Genomic DNA, 24,888 nt, shown 5'->3' with positions numbered 1-24,888 from the left:
TGAAATCAATGGTCTGTTATCTACTGACGTTTTCCTTAAGCAAACCAACACTTTGAAGGCCCTGGCGAATCTCTTCTTTTTCCTTTTGAGTTAAAGGTAATACCGGCTTTCTAGCAAGCGAACTGCTGATCAAACCTCTCTGGAACATCGCTTCCTTCATTCGCAGATGAGAGGTAGAGGAAGGTTCATCCATTTTATATACAGCATGCTTTAATTCAAAGATTCTATCGTACACTTTATTAGCTGCTGCAAGGTCTTGTTCTTCCACACATTTCACAAGTTCAGCGATCAAATCTGGCACAAAACAGCCGAAACCGACAAGCGCCCCATCAATCCCTTGAACTAATGTTGGCAATAAATATTCATCGTGACATGTGAGCAGCGATACATCTGGTGCATGCTTTTTCAGTGCGCGCACATCGACTTCATATTGTGCCATGTCTCTTTGACCAATTTTGAATGAGACAACATTTTCAATTTCCGACATTTCTAGTAATTGATTCGTTGTATATGAGGTTTTTGTCCAAGTTGGATATTGATGGACGATGATTGAAATGTCAATCGCTTCAGCAACATCTTTAAAGAATTGGACAGGTGATTCAGGCTGCATACCGAATCTCAGCCATGAATGCGGCGGCATGAGAAGGATACCTTCTCCGCCAGCTTCTTGAACTGCTTTTGCATGCTGGATCGCTTCAATTGTCCCTTCAGCTGAAACCCCGGAAATGACAGGTACTTCCCCTTTTAATTCGTCGGCTGCAATACGCACAGCCTCAGCTCGTTCATGTGGCAGCAAAGTCATAATCTCGCCAGTATGTCCATTGACAACAATCCCGTTAATTCCTTCGTGCTCCGCCACCCAGCGAACAAGCTTACGAAAAGCAGGTTCATCAATTGAATAGTCATCTTTAAAAGGAATTAAGACCGCCGGGAATACACCGCTCCATTTTTCTTTATTTTTCATCAACAAATTCCTCCCCATTCGATTATAGTAAACGTTTACCGTAAGCGTTTACGTAAACAATCATAGAATGTCCTCACGGAAGATGTCAACATTATTTTTTAAATATTATCATAATTCAAAAAACTCTTATTAAAATTTAGATACTATTTTATTTTTCCGAAAAAGAAAATGATCTATATCAAAAGCCTCATCACCATGAACTGATTGAAGGAGAATCACCGCTTTTTCCAAACGGCTGCACACCAAAAAAAGGATAAATACATTTTGGCTGTCAAAGCATCATCATATGTACGAAGGAAAAGAATTCAATAGAAAAAAAGTCTACCCTCAACGGTAGACTTTTTTTATTTCGAATATAAATCCCAGCCAAGCTTGAGTGTGTCCACAATATAATTGGCGACTTCCTCAGCCTCTAAATGATCTGTTTCCACTCTTGAGTTATGAAGAGAATAAATCTCCCGGCGCTCTTCAAACAGCTCTTTCATCTCATCAAGTGTCCGGTTGTGAAGAACAGGGCGGTTTTCGATTAAAATATCAAGCCGCTGCTTCCAATTCTCCCACGATAGATCAAGGAAAAGAACGGTACAATGCTTCAAGCAGGCGCGTTTGATTTCTTCCTGTTTGAATGCACCGCCTCCAAGGGAAACAATCTTGAGCTGTGTATGTTCACATAAATCGACGATATAATCCTTTTCAGCCTGCCTGAAGAATGCTTCTCCTTTTTGCTGAAACATCTCTGGAATCGTCATGTTGTACTTTTTCTCAATCTCCTGATCGACATCAATAAAATCTCTATATAGCTTTTTGGCAACCAGCTGCCCAATGGTTGTTTTCCCAACACCCATAAAGCCAATGAGGACAATATTCCGCTGTCTTACAGGAATTTCTCTATTGATTTTCATGGTCGTGACACGTCCTCCCTACGACAAGGAATGCTACATAATGTTTCTATTATATGATAAATGGAGCGCGAAAAGATAGGCAATCTTAAAAATTGTGTTTGACGACGTAGCCGAGCTGTTCAGAAAGCCGCTGTGCCTGTTCTTTCACTTTTTGCTGCAGCTGAGGAATGACTTCTTCAGTAAACCGATGGGTTGGACCAGATATGGATAAACAGGCTTTCACTTCACCATGAATGTTAAAGATTGGTGCCGCTACTGCCGCTGATCCTACCTCGCGTTCATCGATGCTGCAAGAAGTATATGTGTCAAGAATATGTTTACGTTCCTTTTGCCAGTCACCCTTCATCACATGATCAGCCTCATACGCTAATACTTTTTGTTGAAATTCTTCACTTTGAAATGCCAATAATACCTTTCCGCCTGCACCTGCGTACAATGGCAGCTTTTCACCAATCTTGACAAGATGCCGAATCGATTGCAGCCCTTCCGCTTGTTCAATACAAACCCTGCTTGTTGAATCCAGTACATACAGGTTGACGGTTTCCTTTGTTTCATCACGAAGTGAGTACATGAGTGGCTTAGCCAGTTCCCTCAATTTAATGGACTTCCCTGCAATGTATCCGAGGAGATAAAGCCTTTGACCCAATCGGTATTTCATTGTTTCTTGATTCTTCTCCACAAAATGATTCATTTCAAGTGCCTTGAGCAGTCTCGTTGTCGTAGACATTGCTAAATTCATCTCTTTTGAAATATCCGTTAGCGTCAGCTCTTGACGTTCTTCACTAAAACAATAAAGAATATCCAAAGCACGCTGAACTGTACGCAGTCCTGATTCTTCTTTTGACTTTTTATCAGCCATATTCACTTTCTCCTTTTCCCCTTTGATTTCTTATCGACATCAACGATCGATTTTGCTATAATCCATTTTAAACGTTCCATTAAAAGAAAACAAATTCCACCAGACGGAATAAAATCAATTGAAGATATTTGATGGAGGAGATATTTGAATGTACCTGCTCGTTTTTACACTTCTTATCAGTCTATATATAGTTCATCAACTATTTCCTGCTCCCATACTCTCCTATTTTGTTGGTCTGCTGGCCGCTGCTTCGCTCACCATTTCTTTTAAGAAAGCAAGCGGGCTTTATTTGAAAACAGGTGCTGTATTTCTCATCATTGGGTTGTTCTTATTCTTCTTATCCGGCCAGCCTTTGCACACGTTTTTTCTTCACTTTCATTCCATGCTGGGCTTGCTTTCTCTCTTTTTCATGCTGCCTTTTATTCATTCTCTCATACATGTTGGACATTTCGATACACAATTAAATAAACTGCTCACACTGCATACAACGAGCTCAAATCAGCTTTATCGCAAGAGTTCATTTGTCACTCATATACTCGGCATGTTTTTAAATATCGCGACGATTCCCTTACTCTATACATCGCTCAAACCGTCGCTTGAATCCCTAAAAGAACAAGTGAAACAACATCTTTATACACGCAACCTCTTAAGGTCATATGCATTATGTTTAAGCTGGAGTCCTGTTGAAGTGCTGGTAAGCGTCACCATTGATGCAACCAAACTAAAATATTATCAAATTGCACCTATTACTTTTGGTTTAATGGTCGTCGTACTGGCGATAGATTGGATGCTTTTTTCTCGTCAAAGCAAACGATTACCAAACATCATTCAGTCTTCAGAAACAAGCGCCAATCCTCATCGAATTAAACGAAAAACCCTTCAGCTCGCTTTCATGCTGCTAGGTTTTATGACAGTCGTCTCACTTGTCGATGCATGGATTGGGAAAGGCTATTTATTCGCTGTAGTACTGACGATTATTCCATTTGCTCTATTATTCTCTTCTGTTATCAAAAAAAGAAAACAATATATCGCTGTCTCTGTGCCTCATTGGAAAGAAAGAACCCGTCAGCTCTCCAACTATATGTGTCTATTTTTAAGTGCAGGCTTCTTTGTCGATATGCTCCTTGCGACAAACAGTATGCAGCCGATTCAAGCATTTATTGTCAGTATATCAGACCATGCCATTTGGGTTTATTGTGTCATTGGGTTGTATTTTCTGATCACCGCCCTTTGCGGTTTTCACCCGCTCGTCTCACTTGCTTTGTTAGTGAGTATGATGGCACCAGTCATCCATGAACTGCCTGCTCTTCCCATTGCCATCATGCTGATCGTTGCTGGCACATCAACTGTTATGTTTAGTCCTTTTAATGTTTCTGTCTCCCTATTAGCTGATTTGATGAAGGTCAACCCTTACCGTATCACTCGCTGGAATATATGGTTTGCCAGCCTTTATATCAGCATGGGTATCGCATGTGCAGCGATCATCACCGTTATCTTTTATACATAAAAAAGAGAACTCATCCTTGAGTTCTCTTTTCAGATTGTTGACAAAGGGCTAAAATGATGTTGATTTTAGCCCTTTGTCTTCTTTTCAGCGTGATAGAAAACCTTTGAAGTCTAGGAAGGACGAGCACGGGCGCGGAGCGAATTTAATATTCGTGAGCACCAGCACGCAGGACTGACAAAGAATGCGAGGGTTTGTCTACACGCTGAAAAGAGAACTCACCCTTGAGTTCTCTTTTGCTTTCTCTCTATGGCTTTAATTGAATACGTTCAATTTTACCTACGATAAAGATGTACGACAATGCCCCGCCTAAAGCAACTAAACTGACGAATAAAATACCTCCATTGTAAGAGCCTGTCGCCGACACGATGAATCCGATAATCAGCGGAGTGATGATCCCAGCTAAATTAGCAAAAAAGTTAAATACGCCGCCAGCCAGCCCAACCATTTCCCGCGGTGCCACCTCAGACAGCATCGTCCAAGAGATATTAGACAATCCTTGCGCAAATGAAGCGATGGATAAAATGGTCAGCACAAGCGGGATATTTGTTGTAAAGTTTGCTAAAACAATGGTACTCGTCATTAGCAAGCCAACCACTACTGGCAGCTTTCTTGCTACATTCACTGATACGCCCTTTTTAAGCAGCCAATCAGATACATAACCTCCAAACAAGACCCCAAAGAAGGCAGCAATATAAGGAAGAGAAGCAGCAAAACCTACCTTGAGAAACGCCATATTTTTCGCCTCTGCCAAATAGGTCGGAAACCATGTTAAAAAGAAAAAAAGGGTAGACGCAACAGAGAATTGGCCAATATAAAGCCCGATCAATTTACGATATTTTAGAAGGGCGGCAAAGTCTGCCCATTTCAGCTTCTCCTGTGATGCGACTGTCAGCCCATCGCCTTGCCGGATTAATTCTAACTCATCTTCATTTATCTTCGGATGCTCTTTCGGTTCGTGATAATACTTGTACCAAAAGAAAGCAAATATGATACCGAGCGCACCTGCCGTAATGAAGACGGTTCTCCAATCGAAAGTCGTCATGATCCAAAATAGAAGAGGTGTCGCAAATGCAAGACCCACATACTCTCCAGCAGTATAAACACCTGTTGCAAAAGCCCGTTCCCGCCTTGGAAACCATGTGGTGACAATACGGTTATTTGCAGGAAAAGCGGGAGATTCTGTAATCCCAATAAACAAACGGCAGCCGAATAAAAAGGCAAAGCTGTTCGCAAACGCCTGTAAGCCTGTGAAAATAGACCAAGTAACGAGTGATATCCCATACGTTACCTTTGAGCCAAATTTATCGAGAATAAAACCGCCTGGTATTTGCATTGCTGTATATGTCCAGCTAAATGCTGAAAAAATCAAGCCTAATAAGGCAGGATTTAATTGCAATGAAGATTGAATTGCAGGAGCAACAATGGATACACTGGCTCGATCAATATAATTAATAGCGGTAATAAAAAACAACAGAATCAATATGCCAAAACGGGCTTTCGTTGGTTTCACATATGCGGGCTGCAATTCATTCCCCTGCAGTTCTGAATGCACTTTCATAACCATCCTCCTTTGTTTCCGCAGCGTGCGGTTCGGTTGAGCGTATTAAATTACCCCTTTTTCTTCTAACTGCTTACACTCTTCTTCTGTTAAGCCAAGCATATTTGTTAAAATCTCATAATTATGTTCGCCCAAATCAGGTGCAATGTGACGGATACTTCCAGGTGTTTTTTCAAACTTTGGAATGATCCCAGGCACCTTCACTTTTCCAAGACGAGGGTGATGCACCTCGACGATATTCTCTCGTGCTTTAAATTGCGGATGCTCAAAAATATCCCGAATACTTAAGATTGGGCTCACAGGAACACCATGTGTATCTAAAATTTCTAATACGTCATCCCTTGTTTTCGATGCGATCCATTCAGAGACGATCGCATCCATTTCTTTGTTATGCTTCAGCCTGGATGCATTGACCGCGAATTTTTCATTCTCTAGTAAATCTAATCGATTCATCGCCTCTGCCAATCGATTGAAGGTCGAATCTGTACTCGTCACAAGAACCAAATAATGACCATCCTTTGTCTCATAGGTGCCGGCAGGGCTTGAATGTCCGCTCAGCCCCGGTGAACGCTCACGCACCTTCCCAAGCTTGTCATATTCTGCAACCAAAAACTCTAACATACGAAACACAGATTCATAGAGGGCCAAATCCACCATTTGCCCAGTTCCTTCTTGATGTGTATCCCTGTAATACATCGCTGTCACAGTAGCAAACGCCACATAGATGCCAGCAATATAATCAGTGAGAGAAAAGGAAGGGCTGACTGGATGCCGGTCTGGAAACCCTTGAATATATGTAAAGCCGCTAAACGCCGTCGCTGGTGTTCCAAATCCGGCTTTGTCCTTAAACGGGCCCGTTTGACCATAACCCGATACACGAATCATAATTAAACGAGGGTTGATTTCTTTTAACACATCGTACCCAACGCCCCATTTTTCCAGTGTTCCAGGGCGGAAATTTTCAATCAGCACATCGACCTGGCCCGCAAGTTTTTTAAAAATGTCTTTTGCTTCGTCTTTGTGCAGATCCAGTGTAAGGGATTTCTTATTCCGTGAGAGACCAGACCATCTAAGTGGTTCCCCATCTGCAAAAGGGCCGACATGCCGCAGCGTATCGCCTTTGCCAGGAATCTCGACTTTGATGACCTCTGCTCCAAAATCCCCTAGAAGCACCGCGCCATAGGGTGCAGCAATCATCGTAGAGACGTCTAATATTTTTATTCCTTCGAGCGGTGTATTCATATTCATTGCTTGACTCCCTTTCATTCAAGTGATGAAGGGCTAAAATCATTCCTAATTTTAGCCCTTTTCATCTTTCTAATTGACCCGGAAAGCCCTGATGATTCAAAAGGAGGGCTTACCGGTGCAGGTTTTTAATCCTTTGGAAGCTGCCCTTGCGGTGTGTAGAGCCAAATGAGCCATAAAGGTTCATCTCCTGTATTGACATGCTGGTGCGGGACACCGTCAGGAATGAACATAAAATCATTTTGTTTAAAGGACTGCCTTTCTCCATCACAAATGACTTCGCCAGATCCTTTAATCACAAAATCAAATTCCTCTGAACCCGGGTGATTGTGCACTGAACTTGCTTCCCCTGGTTCAAAAATGGTGAGACCCGCCATCATATGTTCTGAACCAACTGTATCCGGTGTAATGGTTTGAAATACCTTTCGAACCATTTGCTCCTCTGGACGATCTAAGCCTAACCATAATGGGTTCCCATCTTGAAACGGATTCAATACTTTAATTTTCATTGTTAATTCCTCCCTCGTTTTGATTAATTCACGCTGACATGTGAGCGCTTTGAATTTGGTGAATAAATGTCATTAATATTCCAATGTCCATCCGTAGGAACAGGATCATTTTTCATTGCTACATCAATAACGCAAGGCTCCTGAGAAGCAATGGCATCAGCTAAAGCTTCTTTGAATTCAGAAGCAGAGGTGATTTTAATCCCCTTCATTCCATAACCTCTCGCAATGACAGCAAAATCCGGTGAATAGCTTTCTCCATCTTTTCTGAAAACAGTGCCGTACGTCGTTTCATAGTGCGCCATTTGCAAGCCGGCTATTGTGCCAAATGCACTGTTATTCATCACAATCCACACAACAGGAATGTTCTCTTCAACGGCTGTTGCGAGAACGGATGGATTTTGACCGAAGCCGCCGTCTCCAACGAGTGACACAACAACACGGTCAGGCTGGGCAATCTTTGCCCCAAGTGCGGCAGGGGCTCCAAATCCCATCGTTGCAAAGCCGCCTGGCGTTAAAATGGTTCCTGGCGTCAACACTGGAAATTGCTGTCCAACCCCATTTTTGTTCCAGCCAACATCCGTTGTAATAAAGGCATCTGGCGGCAATACTTCCCGCACTTCCTGCAAAATACGCTGCGGCTTCATTGGGAAGGATTCATCTTGAATATTCGTCAGATTGCTCTTTTGAAATTCCTCACGATATGCCGCAATGTCCTTTTTCAGTTCAGGGCGATCGATACCTTCTGGCTGCATTTCTCTCGCCACGCGATTGAGTACGGTCAAGGCTTGCTTAAGATCGGCTACTGCTCCAATTTCAACAGGATAGTTACGTCCAATTTCATTCGGATCTATGTCGATATGAATGAGCTTGGTTGATTGGAAATTGAACGTATACTCCGATTCCCACGAGCTCGCATCAGCTTCAGCAAAACGAGTGCCTAAAGCCAATATATAATCCGCCTCTTTGCACTGATCATTGATAAATTTCGTCCCCCAAAACCCTGTCATTCCAAGGGTCATTGGGTGATCATCCGGCATGGCTCCTTTCCCCATCAAAGAATGGGCGACAGGGATACTTAGATGGTCAGAAAATGCCTTTAGTTCTTCAGCGGCATCAGCTAATAAAATGCCTCCCCCAACATATAAGAGCGGCCTTTCTGCCTGCAGCAATCGATCTAATATCCGATTGGCCGTTTGATCATCGATAGAAGGTTTTTCAATGGTGTGTGTATGATGGTTGATTTGTTCAAACAGGGACACATCTAAATCTTTTGAGAACACATCCATTGGAACAGAAATAAGCACCGGGCCAGGACGGCCGCTTTCAGCTAACTGAAATGCTTTTGATAAAATCTCTGGAAATAATTCTGGAATATCGACTCGCCATGCTCTTTTCACAAACGGCCGGTAAATTTCGTATTGAGAGGCATCGGAATGAAGATTGATTTCTTGGTGTGGGTGCTTTCCGTAATAGTGACTTGGGACATCTCCTGCAATAACAACCATTGGAATGGAATCAAGTGCTGCATTCGCTACCCCTGTTGCGGCATTGGTGAGTCCAGGTCCTAGATGACTGAGAACAACAGCCGTCTGTTTCTTCGCCCGCGCATAACCATCTGCTGCATGTGCCGCTATCTGTTCATGTCTGACATTTACAAATTGAATCGAGCTTTTTTCAAGCGCTGATAAAAAAGCAATATTCGTATGACCACAGAGGCCGAAAATATGCTCGACTCCCCGATTTTCTAAGTACTGAATAACCTGTGTAGAAATATTCTTCTTCATGTTTCTCTCCTCTCACGGTGCAGCTATGAATCTGCTACTCACTTATTCTTTGAAAACACAATAGATAGAACATTGTTCAAATCCTGTATCGCCACTTGCCCGGGAGCTGAGCTTTCTTTCCCTACAGCAAAGGTCATCACAGAACCAAAAAGCCCGCCAATCATTCTTGTAAAAGCCCCGTATTCCGCCATCGCCATCGAAATAACGGGAATTGACAGCTGCTTTTTCGCAAGGCTGGTCGCCGAGAGCAGTGTTAATGCATCGTCATAGGAGTGCGGCATCACTGCGATCTTTGCGATATCGGCGCCGACTGATTCTGCATTGACGAATAGCTGCACGAGGCGATCCACCTCAGGGGTGCGATCGAAATCGTGATACGACACAATCAAGGTAACGCCATGTCTTTTAGCTGCCTGACTGACTTGCTGTATATGTGTCACATCATGCATTAATTCATAATCAACGGCGTCCACAAGCTGTGTGGAACAAAGTTCGGCAAGCAGAGAAACCTTCTCAGATTCTGAGAGTGATATCCTTTCGCCTCCCTCCTTTTCAGAACGAATGGTGAATAAAAATGGGATGCCCTTTGCCTTTTCTACCATTCCCTTAAGGGTTTCTATCACTTGATCCTTGTCATGAAGGTGATGAAAAAAATCCGCCCGCCACTCTATCACATCAGGCTTCTTCTCTGTTAACACCTCGACCTCATGAAACAATTCTTCCTTTGTTTGTCCGATGAGCGGCGTACAAATCATTGGCTGACCGCCTGCCTGCACACTTTTTACCTTTTGCTGAAATGCATTCACATCCATACGCCCCTTTCACAGACCATTTGGAAGCACGACCATTTTGGTTTCGGTCATCTCCTCGATGGCGAAACGCGGACCTTCTCTTCCAAGGCCACTTCGTTTAATCCCGCCATAAGGCCAATGATCCAGTCTAAAATTCGATGTCCCATTGATGACAACCCCGCCAGCTTCAAGCTCTTTTGCTGCGTATAATGCCACATCCAGCTGATTCGTAAAGATCCCTGCCTGCAAACCATATCGGCTATCATTTGCTTCTTTAATCGCTTCCTCCAGCTCCTCATAAGGGAGAATGCTGACAACTGGGCCGAACACTTCCTCACAGACGACCTTGGCCTGTTTCGGAGGGTTTAGCAAAATAGCCGGTGTGATGCTCGCTCCATTTCTTTTCCCCCCGCATAAAAGCTGGGCACCCATGCTCTCTGCCTCTTGTATCCATGTCTCAACACGCTGCGCGGCCTGAACATCGACCATACAGCCGATATCACTCTCACTGGACAGCGGATCTCCAACAACAAGCTGCTCTACTTTTTGTTTTAATACCTCAGTAAACGACGGCATCATTTCCTGGTGGACATAAATTCTTTGAACAGAAATACAGCTTTGACCGGAATTACTAAAGCCTGTTTTGGCACACATGGATGCGGCTTGTTCAATATCTGCATCGTGATGAACAATCGTCGCTCCATTCCCTCCGAGTTCGAGCAGTACCTTTTTTAATCCCGCAGAGGTTGTAATGTGTTCGCCTCCGGCAGCCCCGCCGGTAAAAGAGATGAGATTCGTTCTATCATCAGTGACTAACTGTTTCCCGGCGTCGACCCCGCCAATCACAAGCTGCAAACCAGCCTCAGGAAATCCTGCTTCGAGAAGGAGTTCGACAAACGCTGTGGCAACAGCTGATGTTTGCGGTGCAGGCTTCAAAATGATGACATTCCCTCCCGCAAAGGCCGGACCGACTTTGTGACAAATTAAGTTGAGCGGTGCATTAAAAGGGGTAATCGCCAGCACAACTCCGACTGGTACTTTAAATGTCATGGCCATTGCTCCCTGTCCACGGGATGATACATTGCCAGGAATGGTCTCGCCTATTAATCGATTCGCTTCTTCCGCCGACTGCGCCAGCGTCTCGATTGACCGCGAAACTTCATCTCTTGTATTTTTAAGCGGTTTGCCTAATTCTAGCGAAATCAGTTTTGCAAAATGGTCTTTTTGTTCTTCAAGCAAGGTGGCTGCTTTTGTTAGAAGCTTTGAGCGTTCGATTGCCGATATTCCCGCTATTTGTTTTTTAGCATGCTGCGCAATAGAAAGTGCTTGTTCTATGTCTTCTGATGAGGCGAGATAGGATGTACCGATCCTTTCTCCTGAGTAAGGATTGATGATATCTGTTTTCACACGACCGGTATCCAGCCACTCGCCGTTTATATATGACAATGCTTTTAAACCACTCAAATTTTTTCTCCCTCCTTCAAGTGCCGCGTTCCATGTCCTGCATAACGAACCAATCTTTCTTCATTCGGACAAGGTCCTTTCACGAGGGCTCCCTTTGTCAGCTCCTCATATGCATGCGCCACGATGCCCATTCCTCTGGATAAGGAAAAAATGCCTTTTGCTGCTTCTGCTGGAATGTTTAATTCACATTGGATGGCAGCAGATACACCATCTATATTCATCGTGATTTTCTTCCCTTTCAGCTGTTCAAGCTCATGTCTAATCGCTTCGGCTAACCGTAAATATGTCCCGCTGATAACACCTTGCTGGACATATGTGTGACTCAGCTCATATAGACGTCTCACCCTCGGATCATCATCATGAAGCTGATGTCCGATTCCCGGGATTTTTTCCTTGCGATTTAACCATGTTTGACACACTTGCTTTGCGGCAGAGTGTATATCCTTTTGATCATCGTAGATCGCTTTAGCCTCGTATAACATACGCATGGCCTTCTCTCCGGCTCCGCCATGAATGTCACCTAATAGATTCACCCCTGTTGCTACAGAGGAATTAAACGAAATGCCGCAAGTCACCGCCATTCTAGCTGCTGCAATAGATGGCGCTCTTGGTCCATGGTCCGCACCTGCGACAAGAACACTTTCAAAAAGAGCTGCTTTTGAATCATCCAATAATTCACCAACAAGCAGTAAATAGAGCATTTGTGGATACGACAATTCACCAATCAGTTCTTCAATCGGATACCCTCGAATTTCAATTGAATTTTTTTGAATATGACTAATCTCAGTCTCCCACCAAGCGCCTCCCTCTTTGTAAATTTCCAGTGCACTTCGATTTTTCATTGTGTGAATCATTCCTTTAGCTTCTTATTTGGAGGTGAACCACCCCTTTATTCCATCCAGTGGAATCTAATTTCACTTTTCGGAATGTGGTTTCATTGTAAGCGCATTCTTTTTATTCGTCAATTATTTTTTCTGAAAATACTGTCAATAGAAGTGAAATTAAGTGAATCGAACTAATTATGTTTACTTTTTTCGATCTAGAAAATCGATATTTAGTTAAATGGACTTAAGTATATCGTTCTACTAATTTAATGAATTTTTGGTTATTTTGTCAAACCCAATTCGACATAAAAAGACCTCTCCTTCTTCTGGAGAGGTCTCAGTATGATGTGAAATTGAAGTTTCCGACTGATAAGTATCCAGAAACAGCACGACACATAAAAAATGCTATAAAAAAGGGCGCTTCTGCCGTCTGCACGATTGATAAAGATGGTGCCGATAAAAATAGAGAAGAATCATTGAAAAACATACCAACAAAAAGGGGATATGATCGAGATGAATTCCCTATGGCTATGTGTGAAGAAGGCAGTGCAGGAGCCGATATAGAATAAATATCTCCTTCAGACAATCGAGGTGCGGGATCTTGGGTGTCCCATCAACTAAATGAATACGAAGATGGAACGGCCGTACTGTTTGTTGTTGATTAGGGTTATGCAACTTTGAATTAGATCGCAGCTTATTCAAAAAATCCCTATCCAATTGGAAGGGATTTTTTCTGAGTGTCTGTTAGTGCATTGGCGTTGTTCCAGAAGAATTTCCAAATAGACAGACCCAAAAGGTCTGCTATTTTTCATGTACCTAATCGAATAGCCAACTCCATAGCAGTCTCGGTATGATTCAGATATGAACCACCAACCAACATCATGATTGCAAGACCAGCTAAAACAAAGCTTTTTCTAATGTTCATACAAACAGTCGCCCCTTCGAATTTGTTTTTGAGCGTACACCATTTGCTGATACAAATATACAGATTCCTCCATACGCTCACATTTAGTATAAAATTCTGCGGACTCTAATGCCAGTTCTTCTAAATAATGAAGCATGGAATTTTTTCAACAAAAACATAATATTAAGAAATAAAAAACAGGCTCTCCAGCCTGTTCATTAGCGATAATTGATAATCTAATTCTTCTCTATTCGAAATTTCTCCTCCCAATTAAAAGAACCTTAATTGCGGATACCGCAACTGAAAAATAAAATTTCCATCACATTACCAATTATAAAGAAATAAATGGTAGCATTGGAATATATCAAAGAAAGTGAGTGATTTTTATAAGCCCATGTCTCTTATGACTCTTTATGCAACCATTTTTTAGACTCTCTTATGATCCCCCAAAATAGGAACCTGTACAGAACTACAAGCAAGAAAAAAGTATAAACAAACTCAAAGGGAGAGAATGGTTCATAATCAATTATGTATGCATTAATAAACACTATTACCAAAGAAAACAATTCCATCAAAGAATCTATAAATCTGTTTTCTTTGAACACGTCCCTTGTCTTTTTGAAATTAAAGATGTCTTTAATTTCCCCACTGGAAAGTCCTTTGATTAAAGCTAAACCTATCAAGTACACACCAAAAGACATCTCAAAGGAAAAACTCAACATCTGTGTGATTACACAATAAATCAAAGTGAATAAGAATAAATACATTTTATTACTCTCCTTAACCTCTAAGTATTCCACCCCAATAGAAGGAAATATCATGTATGCGTTACCCCAAAAAACAAATAGGAGTAGTACGTATGTTTAAAAAATTTCTAGTAGTGTTATGTGTGCTTACTATTACATTTGGTTTCTCTTCTCCAATGATTAGTCATGCAAGTCAAGGTAATAATGAGACCCCTCCAGTCAGTGTAGATAAAAAACAATTGGAATTAGCAGAGAAACTATCTAATTACTTCGAATTAGATAAGGATGGAAATATTCATTTTACAGCTGATAAAGAAACCCTTATGGAAATGGGAATTTCAGAACACGACAGTCTACTAATGACTTCAATGAAATCAGAAGAATTTAGCTTTGAAGAGAATGAGAAAAAAGGTGACATGCAGACATTAGGTTTTGTAGGTTTACACCTCAAATTAGGACCGAAAGTTAGAAGCATGAATGCCATAGTAGCAGGTGGATTTGCAGCCGGATATATCGGTTGGTACACAAGTCGAATTGCTGCTGCTGGACCATGGGGTGCTGGAGCCGCTGCGGCTATTACTGCTGGAACTTCTGGTGCTGTTGCATGGGCAGTTAAAAACAAATATAAGAAAGTTGATGTAGGCGTAAATATTATGTTTGTTAATTTAGCATATACTGTAAAAATACCTTAAAAATTATTGTTAAGCAACAACATAAGAAAAAACACTTCCTTTAGTGGGACTTATCTCTATTATAAAATTTGGAGATGGAAACTTTAAGGAAAAAAATAAAGCTGTCGAGATTTTCTCGACAGCCTGAAACCTCTCCATCTTCTGGAGAGGTCTTTTTTATTTCCACCAGTCATCAAACATGGAAGCGGGTACTTGGCGTTTATGTTCTGATTGAACATAGCGCTTTTCAATCGCTTCTGCTGCTTGATCTGACACTGGTTTTCCTTCTAAGTAATCATCAATTTCATTGTACGTAATGCCGAGCTCTGTTTCATCCGTTTGCTGAGGTTTATCATCCAGCAGATCAGCTGTTGGTTTCTTTAAGTACAGGCGCTCCGGCGCTTCTAGCGCTTCGAGTAGCGCACGGCCTTGGCGTTTTGTCAGACCTGTAAGCGGAAGAACATCTGCACCGCCGTCACCATACTTCGTGAAGAAGCCGGTTACTGCTTCGGCTGCATGATCTGTACCGATGACAAGCAATCCTTCCTCACCACCGACAGCATATTGTGCGATCATTCTCATGCGTGCTTTGACATTCCCTTTATTAAAATCAGACAATGGTCCGCCCGTTTCCTTTTGATATTGATCACTGAATGCTGATACGGCAGGTGCAATATCATATTTCCACGACTTGTCTGGCTGAATAAATGATAGAGCGAGCTGTGCATCATCTTCATCCTGCTGCACACCATGCGGAAGGCGTACCGCAATAAAGACTGCATCCTCTTTTCCTTCTTGACGAAGCTCACTGACAGCAAGCTGTGCAAGACGTCCGGCAAGCGTTGAATCCTGCCCGCCGCTAATGCCGAGTACGAATCCTTTTGCCCCGGTTTTTTTCAAGTATTCCTTTAGAAATCCAACCCGCTTTTCGATCTCCTGCTTTGGGTCAATTGAGGGCTGCACATGCAACTCTTGGCTGATCTTTTTCTGCAAACTCATACACTTTTCCTCCTAAGCATCCTCTACATGAAGAGAACAGGTTTTACACACAATTCATTGATTTAACAACGTTTTTTGAATCTCCATTATACCATGTTTTCATCAAGAACATTTTGTTAGACGTTCCCCTATTTCTTAGATGATCAAACATTCACAAGTGAAAAAGACCACGTCTTTATGGACTGGTCCTTTTCTTTTTTAATCGATTTCTACCCGTATAGATGTACAGCTTGAACCATTACACTTCCCAATATCAGCAGGGCAAGCGGACACGGCCACAATGAGATCCATTTCAGCCCTCAGGCGAATGTAGTCACCTGGCAGCGATTTTGGCAGCTCCACAGACAGCTTTCCTTTTTCATCAATGACTGTATTCATAAAGGCATTAAAAGGATAATACATATCCTCCTTTGGAATTCCAAAGGGCTCAAAGGCAGTCCGCAAATTGTCGTAGCATGTATGCATGACCTCCAAGTGCGTCCGGCCGTATAAAAGCTGATACATTTCTTGCCGGCAGGCGGGCATGTATAAATCATGGCATTCCACTGTATCTTCAATGATCGTAAACATCGGTTTATATAAATTAGAATAGAGCTTATCGCCTTTTTTCACTTTGGATGAAAATAGGCTGTCCATTGTCGCACCTTGGTCAAATTTTTCATAAAAATCCTTTTCATGATAGGCCATCACATCTGCTACTTGCTGGCCTTCGACATCAACCACTCGCATACATTGGCCTTTTCCTAAACGAAAGCCGTGTCTACCCTTTGGTAAAATGACGTATTCTCCGTTCATCACATGCACTCCTTTCCATGACAGTATGCCCAAAACGTCCCCATAATCATGTATAAAAAAAAGAGGCGGTCACAAGCTAATGTCATTGAAATAGAAAGGTGTTGCACTTGCATTGAAAGAAGAACAATCTTTATCTTGGTGGCAGCTTTCTCTCATCGGAGTCGGCTGTACAATTGGCACTGGGTTCTTCCTCGGCTCCAGCATCGCCATTACAAAGTCCGGTTATTCCGTCTGCATTTCCTTTTTGCTTGCTGCGGTCGGAACATATCTCGTCTTTAAACATTTGGCTGCGATGACAGCTGATAACCCTGATAAAGGGTCGTTTTGTTCCTATGCTCGTAAAGCATATGGACGCTGGGCAGGGTTTAGCAATGGCTGGGTGTATTGGTTTGCAGAAATGCTGATAACAGGAAGTCAGTTAACAGCCATTTCTCTATTTACCCGCCACTGGTTTCCTTATATTCCGCTTTGGGTGTTTTCTGCGATTTATTCCGCTCTTGCCCTGCTCGTCATTATCATTGGGCTTTCTTCTTTTCAAAAGACAGAAAATGTTCTGGCGGTACTGAAAACAGCGGCGATTTTTCTGTTTATGATTCTTGCGGTGCTTGTGTTATTCGGCATTTTGACAGAGCATAAACCGACCCTGCATCTGCCTAACAAGGATCACGAATGGATGCCTCTTGGTCCGCTTGGTCTTTGGAATGGTTTGATTTACGCGTTTTATGCATTTGGAGGAATTGAAGTCATGGGGCTGATGGCGGTTCATTTAAAGGACCCGAAGGATGCGGCAAAGGCTGGACGTGTCATGCTGATCATTCTAGCGGTCATCTATATCGTCTCGATCGGACTTGCTCTCTTGCTTGTCCCAGTGACAGCCTTTAATGAGAACAGCAGTCCATTTATTACTTCATTAGAGCCGTTTCATTTATCGATCTTTCTTCATATCTTTAATGGCATTTTTATTATTGCAGGTTTTTCGACATTGGTTGCCTCTCTCTATGCGGTCACAACACTGCTCGGCACGATGTCAGAGCATCAAGATGCACCTGCTTGCTTTAAGCAAAAAGATCCATCTCATGTAAGATGGTCTTCGATTATCTTAACTGCCGCTGGCTTAATTGTCTCAATTTTGCTTGCACTCTTTTTGTCCAAACACATCTACGAGCATCTCACAACAGCAGCTGGTCTTACCCTGCTGTACACATGGATCTTTATTCTGTTCTCAAGTAAAAAGCTATCCAAGCCATCCACTCGCCAAACGTGCGAAATGATTCTTGCGCTGCTCTTAATTGGAGCCGCCGTTTCAGGCACATTAACAGAGGCAAGCGGACGACCTGGCTTTTTTATCAGCCTTGGGATCATTGCAGTGATTGCCATCATGGTGCTATTTATGAGGAAAAAGTGGAAGCAGGATCAGACCGCATCATAATTTCATCATGTTTTTTAATGCAGTAAATGGACATTTGGCGGAGGCTGGCTTCTCCGCCTCTTCATCTGGGAGAAAGTATTGCTTCCATTCATGATTGGCCTGGTCACCGTACCATTTTAATGATGAATGAACACTGACCTCATCATATGCTTTGAGCCGCTTGCGAACGAGCTGGCTCATTTTTTGTCCAAACTTGGTCGATCCATTCAATTTTTCAAATACCCATCTAGGCTGAAACGCCATCAAGAGATAAGGGAAGTGGCGGCTTTTTCTGAGCTTGTGAGCAGGTGTGGAACATAAAATAAAATACGCTTCACCCTGGAAGCAATACTCCCACTCATGATGATGAGGGTCCACCGGTATATCCTCAGGCCATGGCATTTCATCTTTCTGATGCAGCCGTTGAAGCAGCGACCAAAACTGCTGCTCAAACTCTTCAAGCGAACTTTCCTTTAAGTCCTGTGGTGTTTCAAAAAAACAGATAAATGAAGCATATTGACCGGTTTCTTTCGCACAGCCTTGATATTCTCTAAGCAGCTGGGCTAAATCATCCACCGCTTCCTCTTCCCTCGGGTCACCAACAAACCCATAGCGTAAATGATCGAGAAAAAATCCTTGTCTTCCGGGTACACAAGGGAATGTATCTGCTTCATCTCCTACCATCTCGCCAAATTTTGTGAAAGCGTCCTGCTTCCAGTCTTCTAGTGATCGTAGGTTTTGATCAAGGCAACTTTTTGCATACAGCTGGGCCATTTCCTTCCACCTCGTTTTAGCGTCTTCTCCACAGCCTATGAGGTGGAAATGGCTGTGGTGACTGTCCTCCCACGACTTTCCTTGCACATGACAAGATGGGGATTTCCATTCAAATGGAGCAGGTATTTGTTCCTCTTATTCTATTATGCAGGATCAGACTAATGTAAGTTAATAGAGCGCCTTTCGTCATTCCTACGAACGGCTCTTCATCAAAAAGACGGAATCCAGCACCCAATAAATAAGGGCTGCGCAGAAGCTAAACAAATAAACTTTATAGCTGATGAACACAACAAGTCCATAATCAATCCATAAAGCCAAAGCCGAGCAAACCACCCAGGCCGCAATAAAATAAATCAATAAGTCACGGCTTCGAAACCTTTTAGGATGCCGGTGTAAAACAAACTGAATCGGTGCAGCAAAAATGACATAAGCAAGCAAAATGAACAGACTGATCATCTCCACATAACTAAAGCCCACTTCAGGCGGCATAAATAAAAACGTATAAACGAATGTTGCTGTGATGACTGATAAAATCAACATACACAAATAATTGAATACTGGCAGAAACATACGCATAGCAGAAGCTCCTTCAATCCATTTTATATTCCACCATTATTCAAGAATGTGTTATGTCTGTCAATCCTTACAAAAAAACAGACTGAATGTGTCAGTCTGCTTCAGATTACTGACAAAGGGCTAAAATGATTTTTAATTTTAGCCCTTTGTCTTCTTTTCAGCGTGATAGAAAACCTTTGCGGCCATAGGAAGGACGAGCATCGGAGCGGAGCGAATTTGACATTCGTGAGCACCGGAGCGCAGACCTGACACCGAATGCGAGGGTTTGTCTACACGCTGAAACAGACTGAATGTGTCAGTCTGTTTTTCTACCCAATCAACGCCATAATCCCTTGATACCCAAAATAGGCGCCGAAACCAAGTAAAGATAGACCTGCCAGAACGGATAAACCATGTAACACACGTTCACTTAAATAACGCCTAAACGAACTAGCAAGCAGCGCCATACAGAAATCCCAGATCAGCATGCCGATAAAAATAGCCACACTGTACATGAGCATTTGGGAAGCTCCATACTTTTCGATCGTATTGGCTAAAATGCTGCCATAGATGCCAAGCCAAAACAAAATACTGAGCGGATTAGATAAAGAAATGAAAAATCCGGTCATGAACGAATGGCCAACTGATGTGTTTCCGCTATCCTTTTTCGGACTCTCCTGTAAATTGATTTTACGCAGACTTTCAATGCCGGTATAGGTCAGAACGAAAAAGCCGAACAGCCACAAAAAGGTTTTTACAAGAGGTGCAGTCAAAAGCTGGGCGACACCAAAATAGATGAGAAGCATATAGACAATATCCGCAGCCATAGCTCCCACACCAAAAATCCACGCATGCCAAAATCCACTTTTAATCCCTCTGTCGATTTGGGCTGCATTGACTGGCCCAACAGGCGCTGAAAGTGACAACCCTAAAAAGATATAACCAAAAAACACCGCCACATAGACGTCCTCCTTTTGATGCTGACTTGTACATGTTATTCAAACTTTCTGCGTTTTAGTACAAGTCCTTTGTCATCATTTCAGGTGGACCAGCCGCTGGGTCATCCGCTTAGCGATCTGCTTTCAGTGCCGACTGCTGCGCGTGTACCGTTTCTTTTTTCTTAGAACGATTCATTTGAATCGCAGCTGCGAACAGAAGAACAGCTAAGAAAGCAAATACAAAGACGGCACTAGCCGCTCCTGCCCATTCCAGACTAAATCCAATCAAAAAGGACAAGCAGGCTCCTCCTAAGCTCGCGGCTGCAATAAAATAACTTGTCGCCTCATCAATGGCATTTTCAATCATTAAGGCAGACGCTGTCAGGGCGATTGGGAACATGCCAGCTGCGCAAAGGCCGATGAAAAAGATGAGAATCAGCTGCGCGGTAATGTGGGTTGTCAGAGCGAATATCACAAGCAGCAAAATCATCAGTGATGCACTTAGCTTTAAAAAACGCAGCGGATGCAGCTGATCAGCTTTTCTCGCGATCACGGTTCTGCCGATGACGATCGCTGTCCAGAAAGTAGAGACCGCAAAGAGTCCCCAATTTTCTCCCCCTTTTTCCAGCATGATCGACGGCAAAAAATTCGCAAAGTTCGTTTCAATCCCTGCGTAGAAAAAGGCAAAGCAAATCATGATCACCACAATCATTCGATTATTTCGATCAACAAGTAAAGACGGTTTCCGCGTCCCCCCTGTGGAGGGAGCATCCATCTGTCCATGAGGCAGTTTGTTCATAAAAACCAGCCAGAGCATGAGGAAAAATGTCAGCGCACCCACCTGAAATAAAAACACATACTGCCATGTCTGTTCTGTGACAGTCAGCAGAATCACTAGCGGAAATAACAGCGCACCTAATCCAAAAAAGACTTCCATAATACTGATTCGCTTTGCACTATTAGCCATCGAAATGACATACGCACCGGCTGTTGTCTCAAGACTGCCAGCGCCGCTCCCAAGAAAAAAACCTGCCAGCACAAGCGTTGTCCAGCCCGGCACCAACAGCCCCAGCAGAAGTGAGCCGATCATCAGCAAAAGACCCATCGTCAGCACAGCGCCATAACCTTTTTTTCTCACTAAAATGGGGGATAACAGAACGCCTGTCAAAAAACCAATAAACTGAAAAAAAATTAAAGATGATAATTCCCCGGGGCCTTTATCGTAACTAGACAGCAAATAAGGTGTTAAGCTGCCAAAAAATACATGAATGGTCCCAATAAAAAAATAAAAGACACAGCCAAAATAAAATACCTTTTTCATCTTTTCACTTCCTCTAAAAAGGAGCGGAGTCATGATATCCTCCGCTCCACCTCTTTAATATGCCTGGGCAGAGACAACTGCCTCTTCCCTTTCAAAGCATGTATTGAGCGCAGCCTGAGCGCGATAACCATCTTCAAAATCAGCGACCTTCATATGAGATGGGTATGGATCAGTATTCACCCAATGCATCAGCTGATCGCGGAATGTATCGGACCATCCGTAAAATTCATTTGGCGGATCTGTCAGCAAAGTTTGCGGCATTTGATGACGCTCCACACACAATCCATCACTGATCTCATATTCGTTTTTCATGTTCGTATGGTATTTGAATACCTTGTCATGACCAACGACTTCTACACTAAATCCACATTCCTCAGGCTGCGTGCTTTTGGATGTCACCAAATGAAAGAACACTTGATTCTCCATCTGCCCAAAAATTTCGGTATGATCATCCACCTGAACCTTTTTCTCTTCTTTTTCCTTTACATGTGTCAGCATCTTGGTGTTAAGTGATTCTTTCTTCATTTCACTGCCAAATAAGTACCACAGCATATCAATCAAATGAATGCCAAGATCCCCTAGTGCACCGCTCGTACGCAGACTTTCACCGCTGTCTCTCCATGAAAAAGTCTTTCTTCTAAGGGCACTGTTTTTCTTAAAATGAGTTCTGACGGTCAAAATGCGGCCTAATTCACCGTTGGCAATCAAGTTTTTCAATATATTCACAAAGGATAAATAACGATAGTTAAAGCCCATACTGGCTTGAACTTGGAACTGTTTGGCTGTCTCCACCATTTCCTTCGCTTCCTTCAACGACACAGCCATCGGTTTTTCACATAAAATCGGCTGTCCTGCTCTTAGCGACTGAAGGGCATGGTCCTTGTGACAAAAATTAGGGGATGCAATGATCAATCCATCAGATGCATCTGCCAGTGTCCCGATACTTGAATACACACGTCCGCCGTACTGTTTAATGAATCCCTGTGCGACCGACTCATGCAAATCATAGACACCGGATAATTCTGCACCTTTGATCGTTGATAATGCTCTTGCATGTGCTTTTGCAATATTCCCTGCTCCAACAATTCCAATTTTCTTCATGAATGTGCCTCCTCATGTTTATACATCACTGTTTTCAGTGTTTCATAGATTCCTTTTGCATACCCATGATGACAAATTTGGTGATGGTGCCGTTTGGCTTCGGCTGTCGCATTTTGGACAAGGAAGCCGTGTGTGACGGATTGAAGCATCCGCAAATCGTTCCCGCTATCACCAAAGGCAAAGCCTTGATCTTTCGATAAATCATATTGGTTCAGCATAAAACGGACAATTTCATCCTTCCCTGTTCCGACTGGTAAAAAATCGACATCATAGCAATCCGCAGGATCTCCAGCAAGCGGGTTGCATTTATTGATGTTGACTGCCACGCCTCGCTCTTTAGCCAGTGTTTGGATAAATGATAGATGATAAAGATCTGTCCGTTCATCCTGCTCCTGATAATAGAAATTCTTCTTATACCCTGAACTGCCCAGCTGCGTTTGCGGTCTAAGAGAAATGCCCTTTTCTCGGATGGTTTCCAGGATGTCTTCGATTTTTTCATCTGAAAAGCCCTGTGCATCCAGCCGCTTCATCCACTCTGCATCTGGCTGTCCAAAATCGGCATCCGACGTATATACAATCTCAGTCCCTAAGTTCGACGCAATGAAATGCGGGAATTGATGAAACCCGCCTTTTTCCATTTTGCTCGTGACAGAATCGAGGCTGCTTCCCGTCACCCAGCCCAGCAAGAGCTGTCCCGCTTCACTCTTTTCTGCTACAAAGGCTTCCAGCCGCTTGACATCCTCTCTCTGCTCCTCTGTCATTCCGTGAGAATAATACGTTTCATCAAAATCACAGAAGACGATCCACTGCGGATTCTTCGGCAGATTCAGCAGTTTTTTATTGAATGGAAGACTTGATAACATGATGAACCCCCTCGATGACCTTCTCCTGATCTTGCAGCGGCATTCCTGGATAAAGCGGCAAGTGTAGTAATTGCTGCGCTGCTTTTTCCGTGTGTGGAAGTGTCGTTTGTCTATATTTTTGAGAAACAAGATTTGTTTGATGCTGATGCGATAGAACCGGGTAATAGACATCCGTCTCTATGCCCATTTCCAGCAATTTCGCTGCCAGTTCATCTCGTTCTCCCTTCAGCACTCTAATCGGGAATAGATGCCATACATGATCATCTGTCAGCGTCGGGAGCTTCATATATCCTTCATCCTCAAGCGTTTGCAGCTGTTCAATGTATCGCTTGGCTAAGTAAAAACGTTTGAAATTTTGCAGTCCTAAATACTTCATTCGTTCGAGTCCAATCGCTGCCTGCAAATTATCAATTTTCGAATTAAAGCCGTAGTCACTGCGTTTGACATTTTTCTTTCCAGCTTCAAAGCCGTGATAGCTGATCTCCATGCATTTTTCCGCTAAGGCCTCATCATTTGTAGCGATGGCTCCTGCCTTTCCGCAGACCCCAAGGTTTTTGTATGGATTAAAGCTGAGAACAAGTCCATCTCCATAAGCGCCAAGGCCGCTGCTGCCAATCGCCTGACAGCCGTCTTCAATGATTTTCAGCCCATGCTGTTTCGCAATCGCCGAAATCTCCTTCATATCCGCTTGCTTTCCATATAAATGAACCGGTAGAATGCATACCGTTTTATCTGTGATATGCTTCTCTATTTCACTCGGTGAGAGGCAGTAGGTTTCAGGATCAATATCGGCATATACCGGAACAGCCCCAATGGCAAGCACTGCATTTTCTGTTGCAGCAAAGCTATTGGCCGGCAAAATCACCTCGTCTCCTGGATGGACGCCTGCTGATATGAGACTGATCATCAATGCATCTGTTCCACTTGACGTGGCAATGACATATTTTTTCCCTAAATACTCAGCAATCGCCTTTTCAAATGTCGGAATATATGGCCCTGAAGTAAAACGGCCAGAGCTCAATACTTCCTTCAGCACCTGCATAATATCATCGATTTCATCTTCTGAAATCAGTTTGTCAACTGGCAGAAACGGTATCTTTTTTTCCTTATTTTGTTTATAATGGAAGAGAATTTTTTCCAAACCTGTGCGCTCTATATCTTGCTCAAGGAACGTTACCAGCTTTTCATTTGCTAGATGCTTTTCAACTGAATCGGCCTTAACTTGAACACCTTGATTGATCATATCCAGCAAAGGAAGATAATCCTTGCTTTTACCTGATATCTTCGTCAATATTTGCATTCCATTCCCTCCAATTAATCAATTCCTTTTGTTAATATTTAACTTGTTTCACATTGTAAATGATGTTATCGATTTCAGAACAATAACTTTGTGTAAAGGATTTGTT

General features: G+C 42.8%; 22 protein-coding genes and 1 pseudogene. 4 read left to right on the top strand and 19 right to left on the bottom strand.

Features of this window, described 5'->3' with window-relative positions; translation table 11 throughout:
* Positions 1–16 precede the first annotated feature (16 nt).
* The 3 genes from NSU11_RS01805 to NSU11_RS01795 all read right to left on the bottom strand — a co-directional run bounded on the left by NSU11_RS01805 (position 17) and on the right by NSU11_RS01795 (position 2,725).
* Positions 17–964 carry a dihydrodipicolinate synthase family protein gene (locus NSU11_RS01805; protein ID WP_024424325.1) on the bottom strand — a complete coding sequence of 316 codons (948 nt, stop codon included), beginning with the start codon at positions 962–964 and terminating at the stop codon, positions 17–19.
* 344 nt (positions 965–1,308) lie between these two features.
* Complete coding sequence (locus NSU11_RS01800; RefSeq protein WP_003214270.1) at positions 1,309–1,866, bottom strand: shikimate kinase; 558 nt, start codon at positions 1,864–1,866, stop codon at positions 1,309–1,311.
* An 85-nt stretch (positions 1,867–1,951) separates the two neighbouring features.
* Positions 1,952–2,725 carry an IclR family transcriptional regulator gene (locus NSU11_RS01795; RefSeq protein ID WP_149126016.1) on the bottom strand — a complete coding sequence of 258 codons (774 nt, stop codon included), beginning with the start codon at positions 2,723–2,725 and terminating at the stop codon, positions 1,952–1,954.
* Positions 2,726–2,873: 148 nt separating this feature from the next.
* On the opposite strand from NSU11_RS01795, the gene NSU11_RS01790 reads away from it, so the two are divergent.
* On the top strand, positions 2,874–4,232 hold the full coding sequence (locus tag NSU11_RS01790) for a hypothetical protein (protein ID WP_149126017.1): 1,359 nt from the start codon (positions 2,874–2,876) through the stop codon (positions 4,230–4,232).
* Between the two features lie 244 nt (positions 4,233–4,476).
* Here the strand turns inward: NSU11_RS01790 and NSU11_RS01785 are convergent, their stop codons facing one another.
* The 7 genes from NSU11_RS01785 to NSU11_RS01755 all read right to left on the bottom strand — a co-directional run bounded on the left by NSU11_RS01785 (position 4,477) and on the right by NSU11_RS01755 (position 12,437).
* Entirely contained in the window at positions 4,477–5,790 is a 1,314-nt protein-coding gene (locus NSU11_RS01785) for an MFS transporter (RefSeq protein WP_024424328.1), read from the bottom strand.
* Between the two features lie 45 nt (positions 5,791–5,835).
* Positions 5,836–7,038 carry a CoA transferase gene (locus NSU11_RS01780; RefSeq protein WP_024424329.1) on the bottom strand — a complete coding sequence of 401 codons (1,203 nt, stop codon included), beginning with the start codon at positions 7,036–7,038 and terminating at the stop codon, positions 5,836–5,838.
* Positions 7,039–7,163: 125 nt separating this feature from the next.
* On the bottom strand, positions 7,164–7,544 hold the full coding sequence (locus NSU11_RS01775; RefSeq protein WP_024424330.1) for a cupin domain-containing protein: 381 nt from the start codon (positions 7,542–7,544) through the stop codon (positions 7,164–7,166).
* A gap of 23 nt (positions 7,545–7,567) precedes the next feature.
* Complete coding sequence (locus tag NSU11_RS01770) at positions 7,568–9,328, bottom strand: thiamine pyrophosphate-binding protein (protein ID WP_024424331.1); 1,761 nt, start codon at positions 9,326–9,328, stop codon at positions 7,568–7,570.
* Between the two features lie 38 nt (positions 9,329–9,366).
* Positions 9,367–10,140 carry a type I 3-dehydroquinate dehydratase gene (gene aroD / locus NSU11_RS01765; protein ID WP_197172462.1) on the bottom strand — a complete coding sequence of 258 codons (774 nt, stop codon included), beginning with the start codon at positions 10,138–10,140 and terminating at the stop codon, positions 9,367–9,369.
* Between the two features lie 9 nt (positions 10,141–10,149).
* A complete protein-coding gene (locus NSU11_RS01760) occupies positions 10,150–11,583 on the bottom strand; it encodes an aldehyde dehydrogenase family protein (RefSeq protein WP_342493765.1) in 1,434 nt (477 codons plus the stop codon).
* Positions 11,580–12,437, bottom strand: coding sequence for a citryl-CoA lyase (locus tag NSU11_RS01755; protein ID WP_342493764.1), 858 nt, complete (start codon positions 12,435–12,437; stop codon positions 11,580–11,582). The genes NSU11_RS01760 and NSU11_RS01755 overlap by 4 nt, the downstream gene beginning before the upstream one ends.
* Positions 12,438–12,742: 305 nt before the next feature.
* Here NSU11_RS01755 and NSU11_RS01750 point away from each other — a divergent pair.
* Both NSU11_RS01750 and NSU11_RS01745 read left to right on the top strand, forming a co-directional pair.
* Positions 12,743–13,072: pseudogene (locus NSU11_RS01750) on the top strand (NucA/NucB deoxyribonuclease domain-containing protein); the annotation flags it as partial.
* Positions 13,073–14,170: 1,098 nt separating this feature from the next.
* Positions 14,171–14,749: a hypothetical protein gene (locus NSU11_RS01745; protein ID WP_126268974.1), complete on the top strand. Its 579-nt coding sequence runs from the start codon at positions 14,171–14,173 to the stop codon at positions 14,747–14,749.
* 156 nt (positions 14,750–14,905) lie between these two features.
* Here NSU11_RS01745 and nadE read toward each other — a convergent pair whose 3' ends face one another.
* Positions 14,906–15,727, bottom strand: coding sequence for an ammonia-dependent NAD(+) synthetase (nadE, locus tag NSU11_RS01740; RefSeq protein ID WP_024424335.1), 822 nt, complete (start codon positions 15,725–15,727; stop codon positions 14,906–14,908).
* Between the two features lie 198 nt (positions 15,728–15,925).
* On the bottom strand, positions 15,926–16,522 hold the full coding sequence (locus NSU11_RS01735; RefSeq protein WP_342493763.1) for an urea carboxylase-associated family protein: 597 nt from the start codon (positions 16,520–16,522) through the stop codon (positions 15,926–15,928).
* 112 nt (positions 16,523–16,634) lie between these two features.
* Here NSU11_RS01735 and NSU11_RS01730 point away from each other — a divergent pair, with 112 nt between their 5' ends.
* Positions 16,635–17,951 carry an amino acid permease gene (locus NSU11_RS01730; protein ID WP_342493762.1) on the top strand — a complete coding sequence of 439 codons (1,317 nt, stop codon included), beginning with the start codon at positions 16,635–16,637 and terminating at the stop codon, positions 17,949–17,951.
* Here NSU11_RS01730 and NSU11_RS01725 read toward each other — a convergent pair.
* From NSU11_RS01725 to NSU11_RS01695, 7 genes are all read right to left on the bottom strand, one after another.
* Entirely contained in the window at positions 17,946–18,704 is a 759-nt protein-coding gene (locus NSU11_RS01725) for a YqcI/YcgG family protein (RefSeq protein WP_342493761.1), read from the bottom strand. The two genes, NSU11_RS01730 and NSU11_RS01725, sit on opposite strands and share 6 nt — an antisense overlap.
* Positions 18,705–18,896: 192 nt before the next feature.
* Positions 18,897–19,280, bottom strand: coding sequence for a UPF0715 family protein (locus NSU11_RS01720; protein WP_342493760.1), 384 nt, complete (start codon positions 19,278–19,280; stop codon positions 18,897–18,899).
* A gap of 308 nt (positions 19,281–19,588) precedes the next feature.
* Positions 19,589–20,218, bottom strand: a complete 630-nt coding sequence (locus NSU11_RS01715) for a LysE family translocator (RefSeq protein ID WP_048238152.1) — start codon at positions 20,216–20,218, stop codon at positions 19,589–19,591.
* A gap of 109 nt (positions 20,219–20,327) precedes the next feature.
* Positions 20,328–21,518 carry an MFS transporter gene (locus NSU11_RS01710; protein WP_342493759.1) on the bottom strand — a complete coding sequence of 397 codons (1,191 nt, stop codon included), beginning with the start codon at positions 21,516–21,518 and terminating at the stop codon, positions 20,328–20,330.
* Between the two features lie 54 nt (positions 21,519–21,572).
* Positions 21,573–22,619, bottom strand: coding sequence for a Gfo/Idh/MocA family oxidoreductase (locus NSU11_RS01705; protein ID WP_103132600.1), 1,047 nt, complete (start codon positions 22,617–22,619; stop codon positions 21,573–21,575).
* A complete protein-coding gene (locus NSU11_RS01700; RefSeq protein WP_268487766.1) occupies positions 22,616–23,482 on the bottom strand; it encodes an HAD-IIB family hydrolase in 867 nt (288 codons plus the stop codon). Before NSU11_RS01700 ends, NSU11_RS01705 begins: the two co-directional genes overlap by 4 nt.
* Positions 23,457–24,782 carry a DegT/DnrJ/EryC1/StrS family aminotransferase gene (locus NSU11_RS01695; protein ID WP_125587124.1) on the bottom strand — a complete coding sequence of 442 codons (1,326 nt, stop codon included), beginning with the start codon at positions 24,780–24,782 and terminating at the stop codon, positions 23,457–23,459. Before NSU11_RS01695 ends, NSU11_RS01700 begins: the two co-directional genes overlap by 26 nt.
* Between the last annotated feature and the right edge of the window lie 106 nt (positions 24,783–24,888).

Source organism: Bacillus sp. FSL R5-0712, assembly GCF_038593285.1.
GTDB classification, from domain to species: Bacteria; Bacillota; Bacilli; order Bacillales; family Bacillaceae; genus Bacillus; species Bacillus safensis.
Note: the sequence above shows the minus strand (reverse complement) of the source record. Positions and strands in the feature narration are given on the sequence as shown.

Bases quoted from the DNA above. Each gene is read 5' to 3' on its own strand.
- NSU11_RS01805 (WP_024424325.1), bottom strand. From the start codon at position 964: ATGAAAAATAAAGAAAAATGGAGCGGTGTATTCCCGGCGGTCTTAATT.
- NSU11_RS01800 (WP_003214270.1), bottom strand. From the start codon at position 1,866: ATGAAAATCAATAGAGAAATTCCTGTAAGACAGCGGAATATTGTCCTC.
- NSU11_RS01795 (WP_149126016.1), bottom strand. From the start codon at position 2,725: ATGGCTGATAAAAAGTCAAAAGAAGAATCAGGACTGCGTACAGTTCAG.
- NSU11_RS01790 (WP_149126017.1), top strand. From the start codon at position 2,874: ATGTACCTGCTCGTTTTTACACTTCTTATCAGTCTATATATAGTTCAT.
- NSU11_RS01785 (WP_024424328.1), bottom strand. From the start codon at position 5,790: ATGAAAGTGCATTCAGAACTGCAGGGGAATGAATTGCAGCCCGCATAT.
- NSU11_RS01780 (WP_024424329.1), bottom strand. From the start codon at position 7,038: ATGAATATGAATACACCGCTCGAAGGAATAAAAATATTAGACGTCTCT.
- NSU11_RS01775 (WP_024424330.1), bottom strand. From the start codon at position 7,544: ATGAAAATTAAAGTATTGAATCCGTTTCAAGATGGGAACCCATTATGG.
- NSU11_RS01770 (WP_024424331.1), bottom strand. From the start codon at position 9,328: ATGAAGAAGAATATTTCTACACAGGTTATTCAGTACTTAGAAAATCGG.
- aroD (WP_197172462.1), bottom strand. From the start codon at position 10,140: ATGGATGTGAATGCATTTCAGCAAAAGGTAAAAAGTGTGCAGGCAGGC.
- NSU11_RS01755 (WP_342493764.1), bottom strand. From the start codon at position 12,437: ATGATTCACACAATGAAAAATCGAAGTGCACTGGAAATTTACAAAGAG.
- NSU11_RS01745 (WP_126268974.1), top strand. From the start codon at position 14,171: ATGTTTAAAAAATTTCTAGTAGTGTTATGTGTGCTTACTATTACATTT.
- nadE (WP_024424335.1), bottom strand. From the start codon at position 15,727: ATGAGTTTGCAGAAAAAGATCAGCCAAGAGTTGCATGTGCAGCCCTCA.
- NSU11_RS01735 (WP_342493763.1), bottom strand. From the start codon at position 16,522: ATGAACGGAGAATACGTCATTTTACCAAAGGGTAGACACGGCTTTCGT.
- NSU11_RS01725 (WP_342493761.1), bottom strand. From the start codon at position 18,704: ATGGCCCAGCTGTATGCAAAAAGTTGCCTTGATCAAAACCTACGATCA.
- NSU11_RS01720 (WP_342493760.1), bottom strand. From the start codon at position 19,280: ATGCGTATGTTTCTGCCAGTATTCAATTATTTGTGTATGTTGATTTTA.
- NSU11_RS01710 (WP_342493759.1), bottom strand. From the start codon at position 21,518: ATGAAAAAGGTATTTTATTTTGGCTGTGTCTTTTATTTTTTTATTGGG.
- NSU11_RS01705 (WP_103132600.1), bottom strand. From the start codon at position 22,619: ATGAAGAAAATTGGAATTGTTGGAGCAGGGAATATTGCAAAAGCACAT.
- NSU11_RS01700 (WP_268487766.1), bottom strand. From the start codon at position 23,482: ATGTTATCAAGTCTTCCATTCAATAAAAAACTGCTGAATCTGCCGAAG.
- NSU11_RS01695 (WP_125587124.1), bottom strand. From the start codon at position 24,782: ATGCAAATATTGACGAAGATATCAGGTAAAAGCAAGGATTATCTTCCT.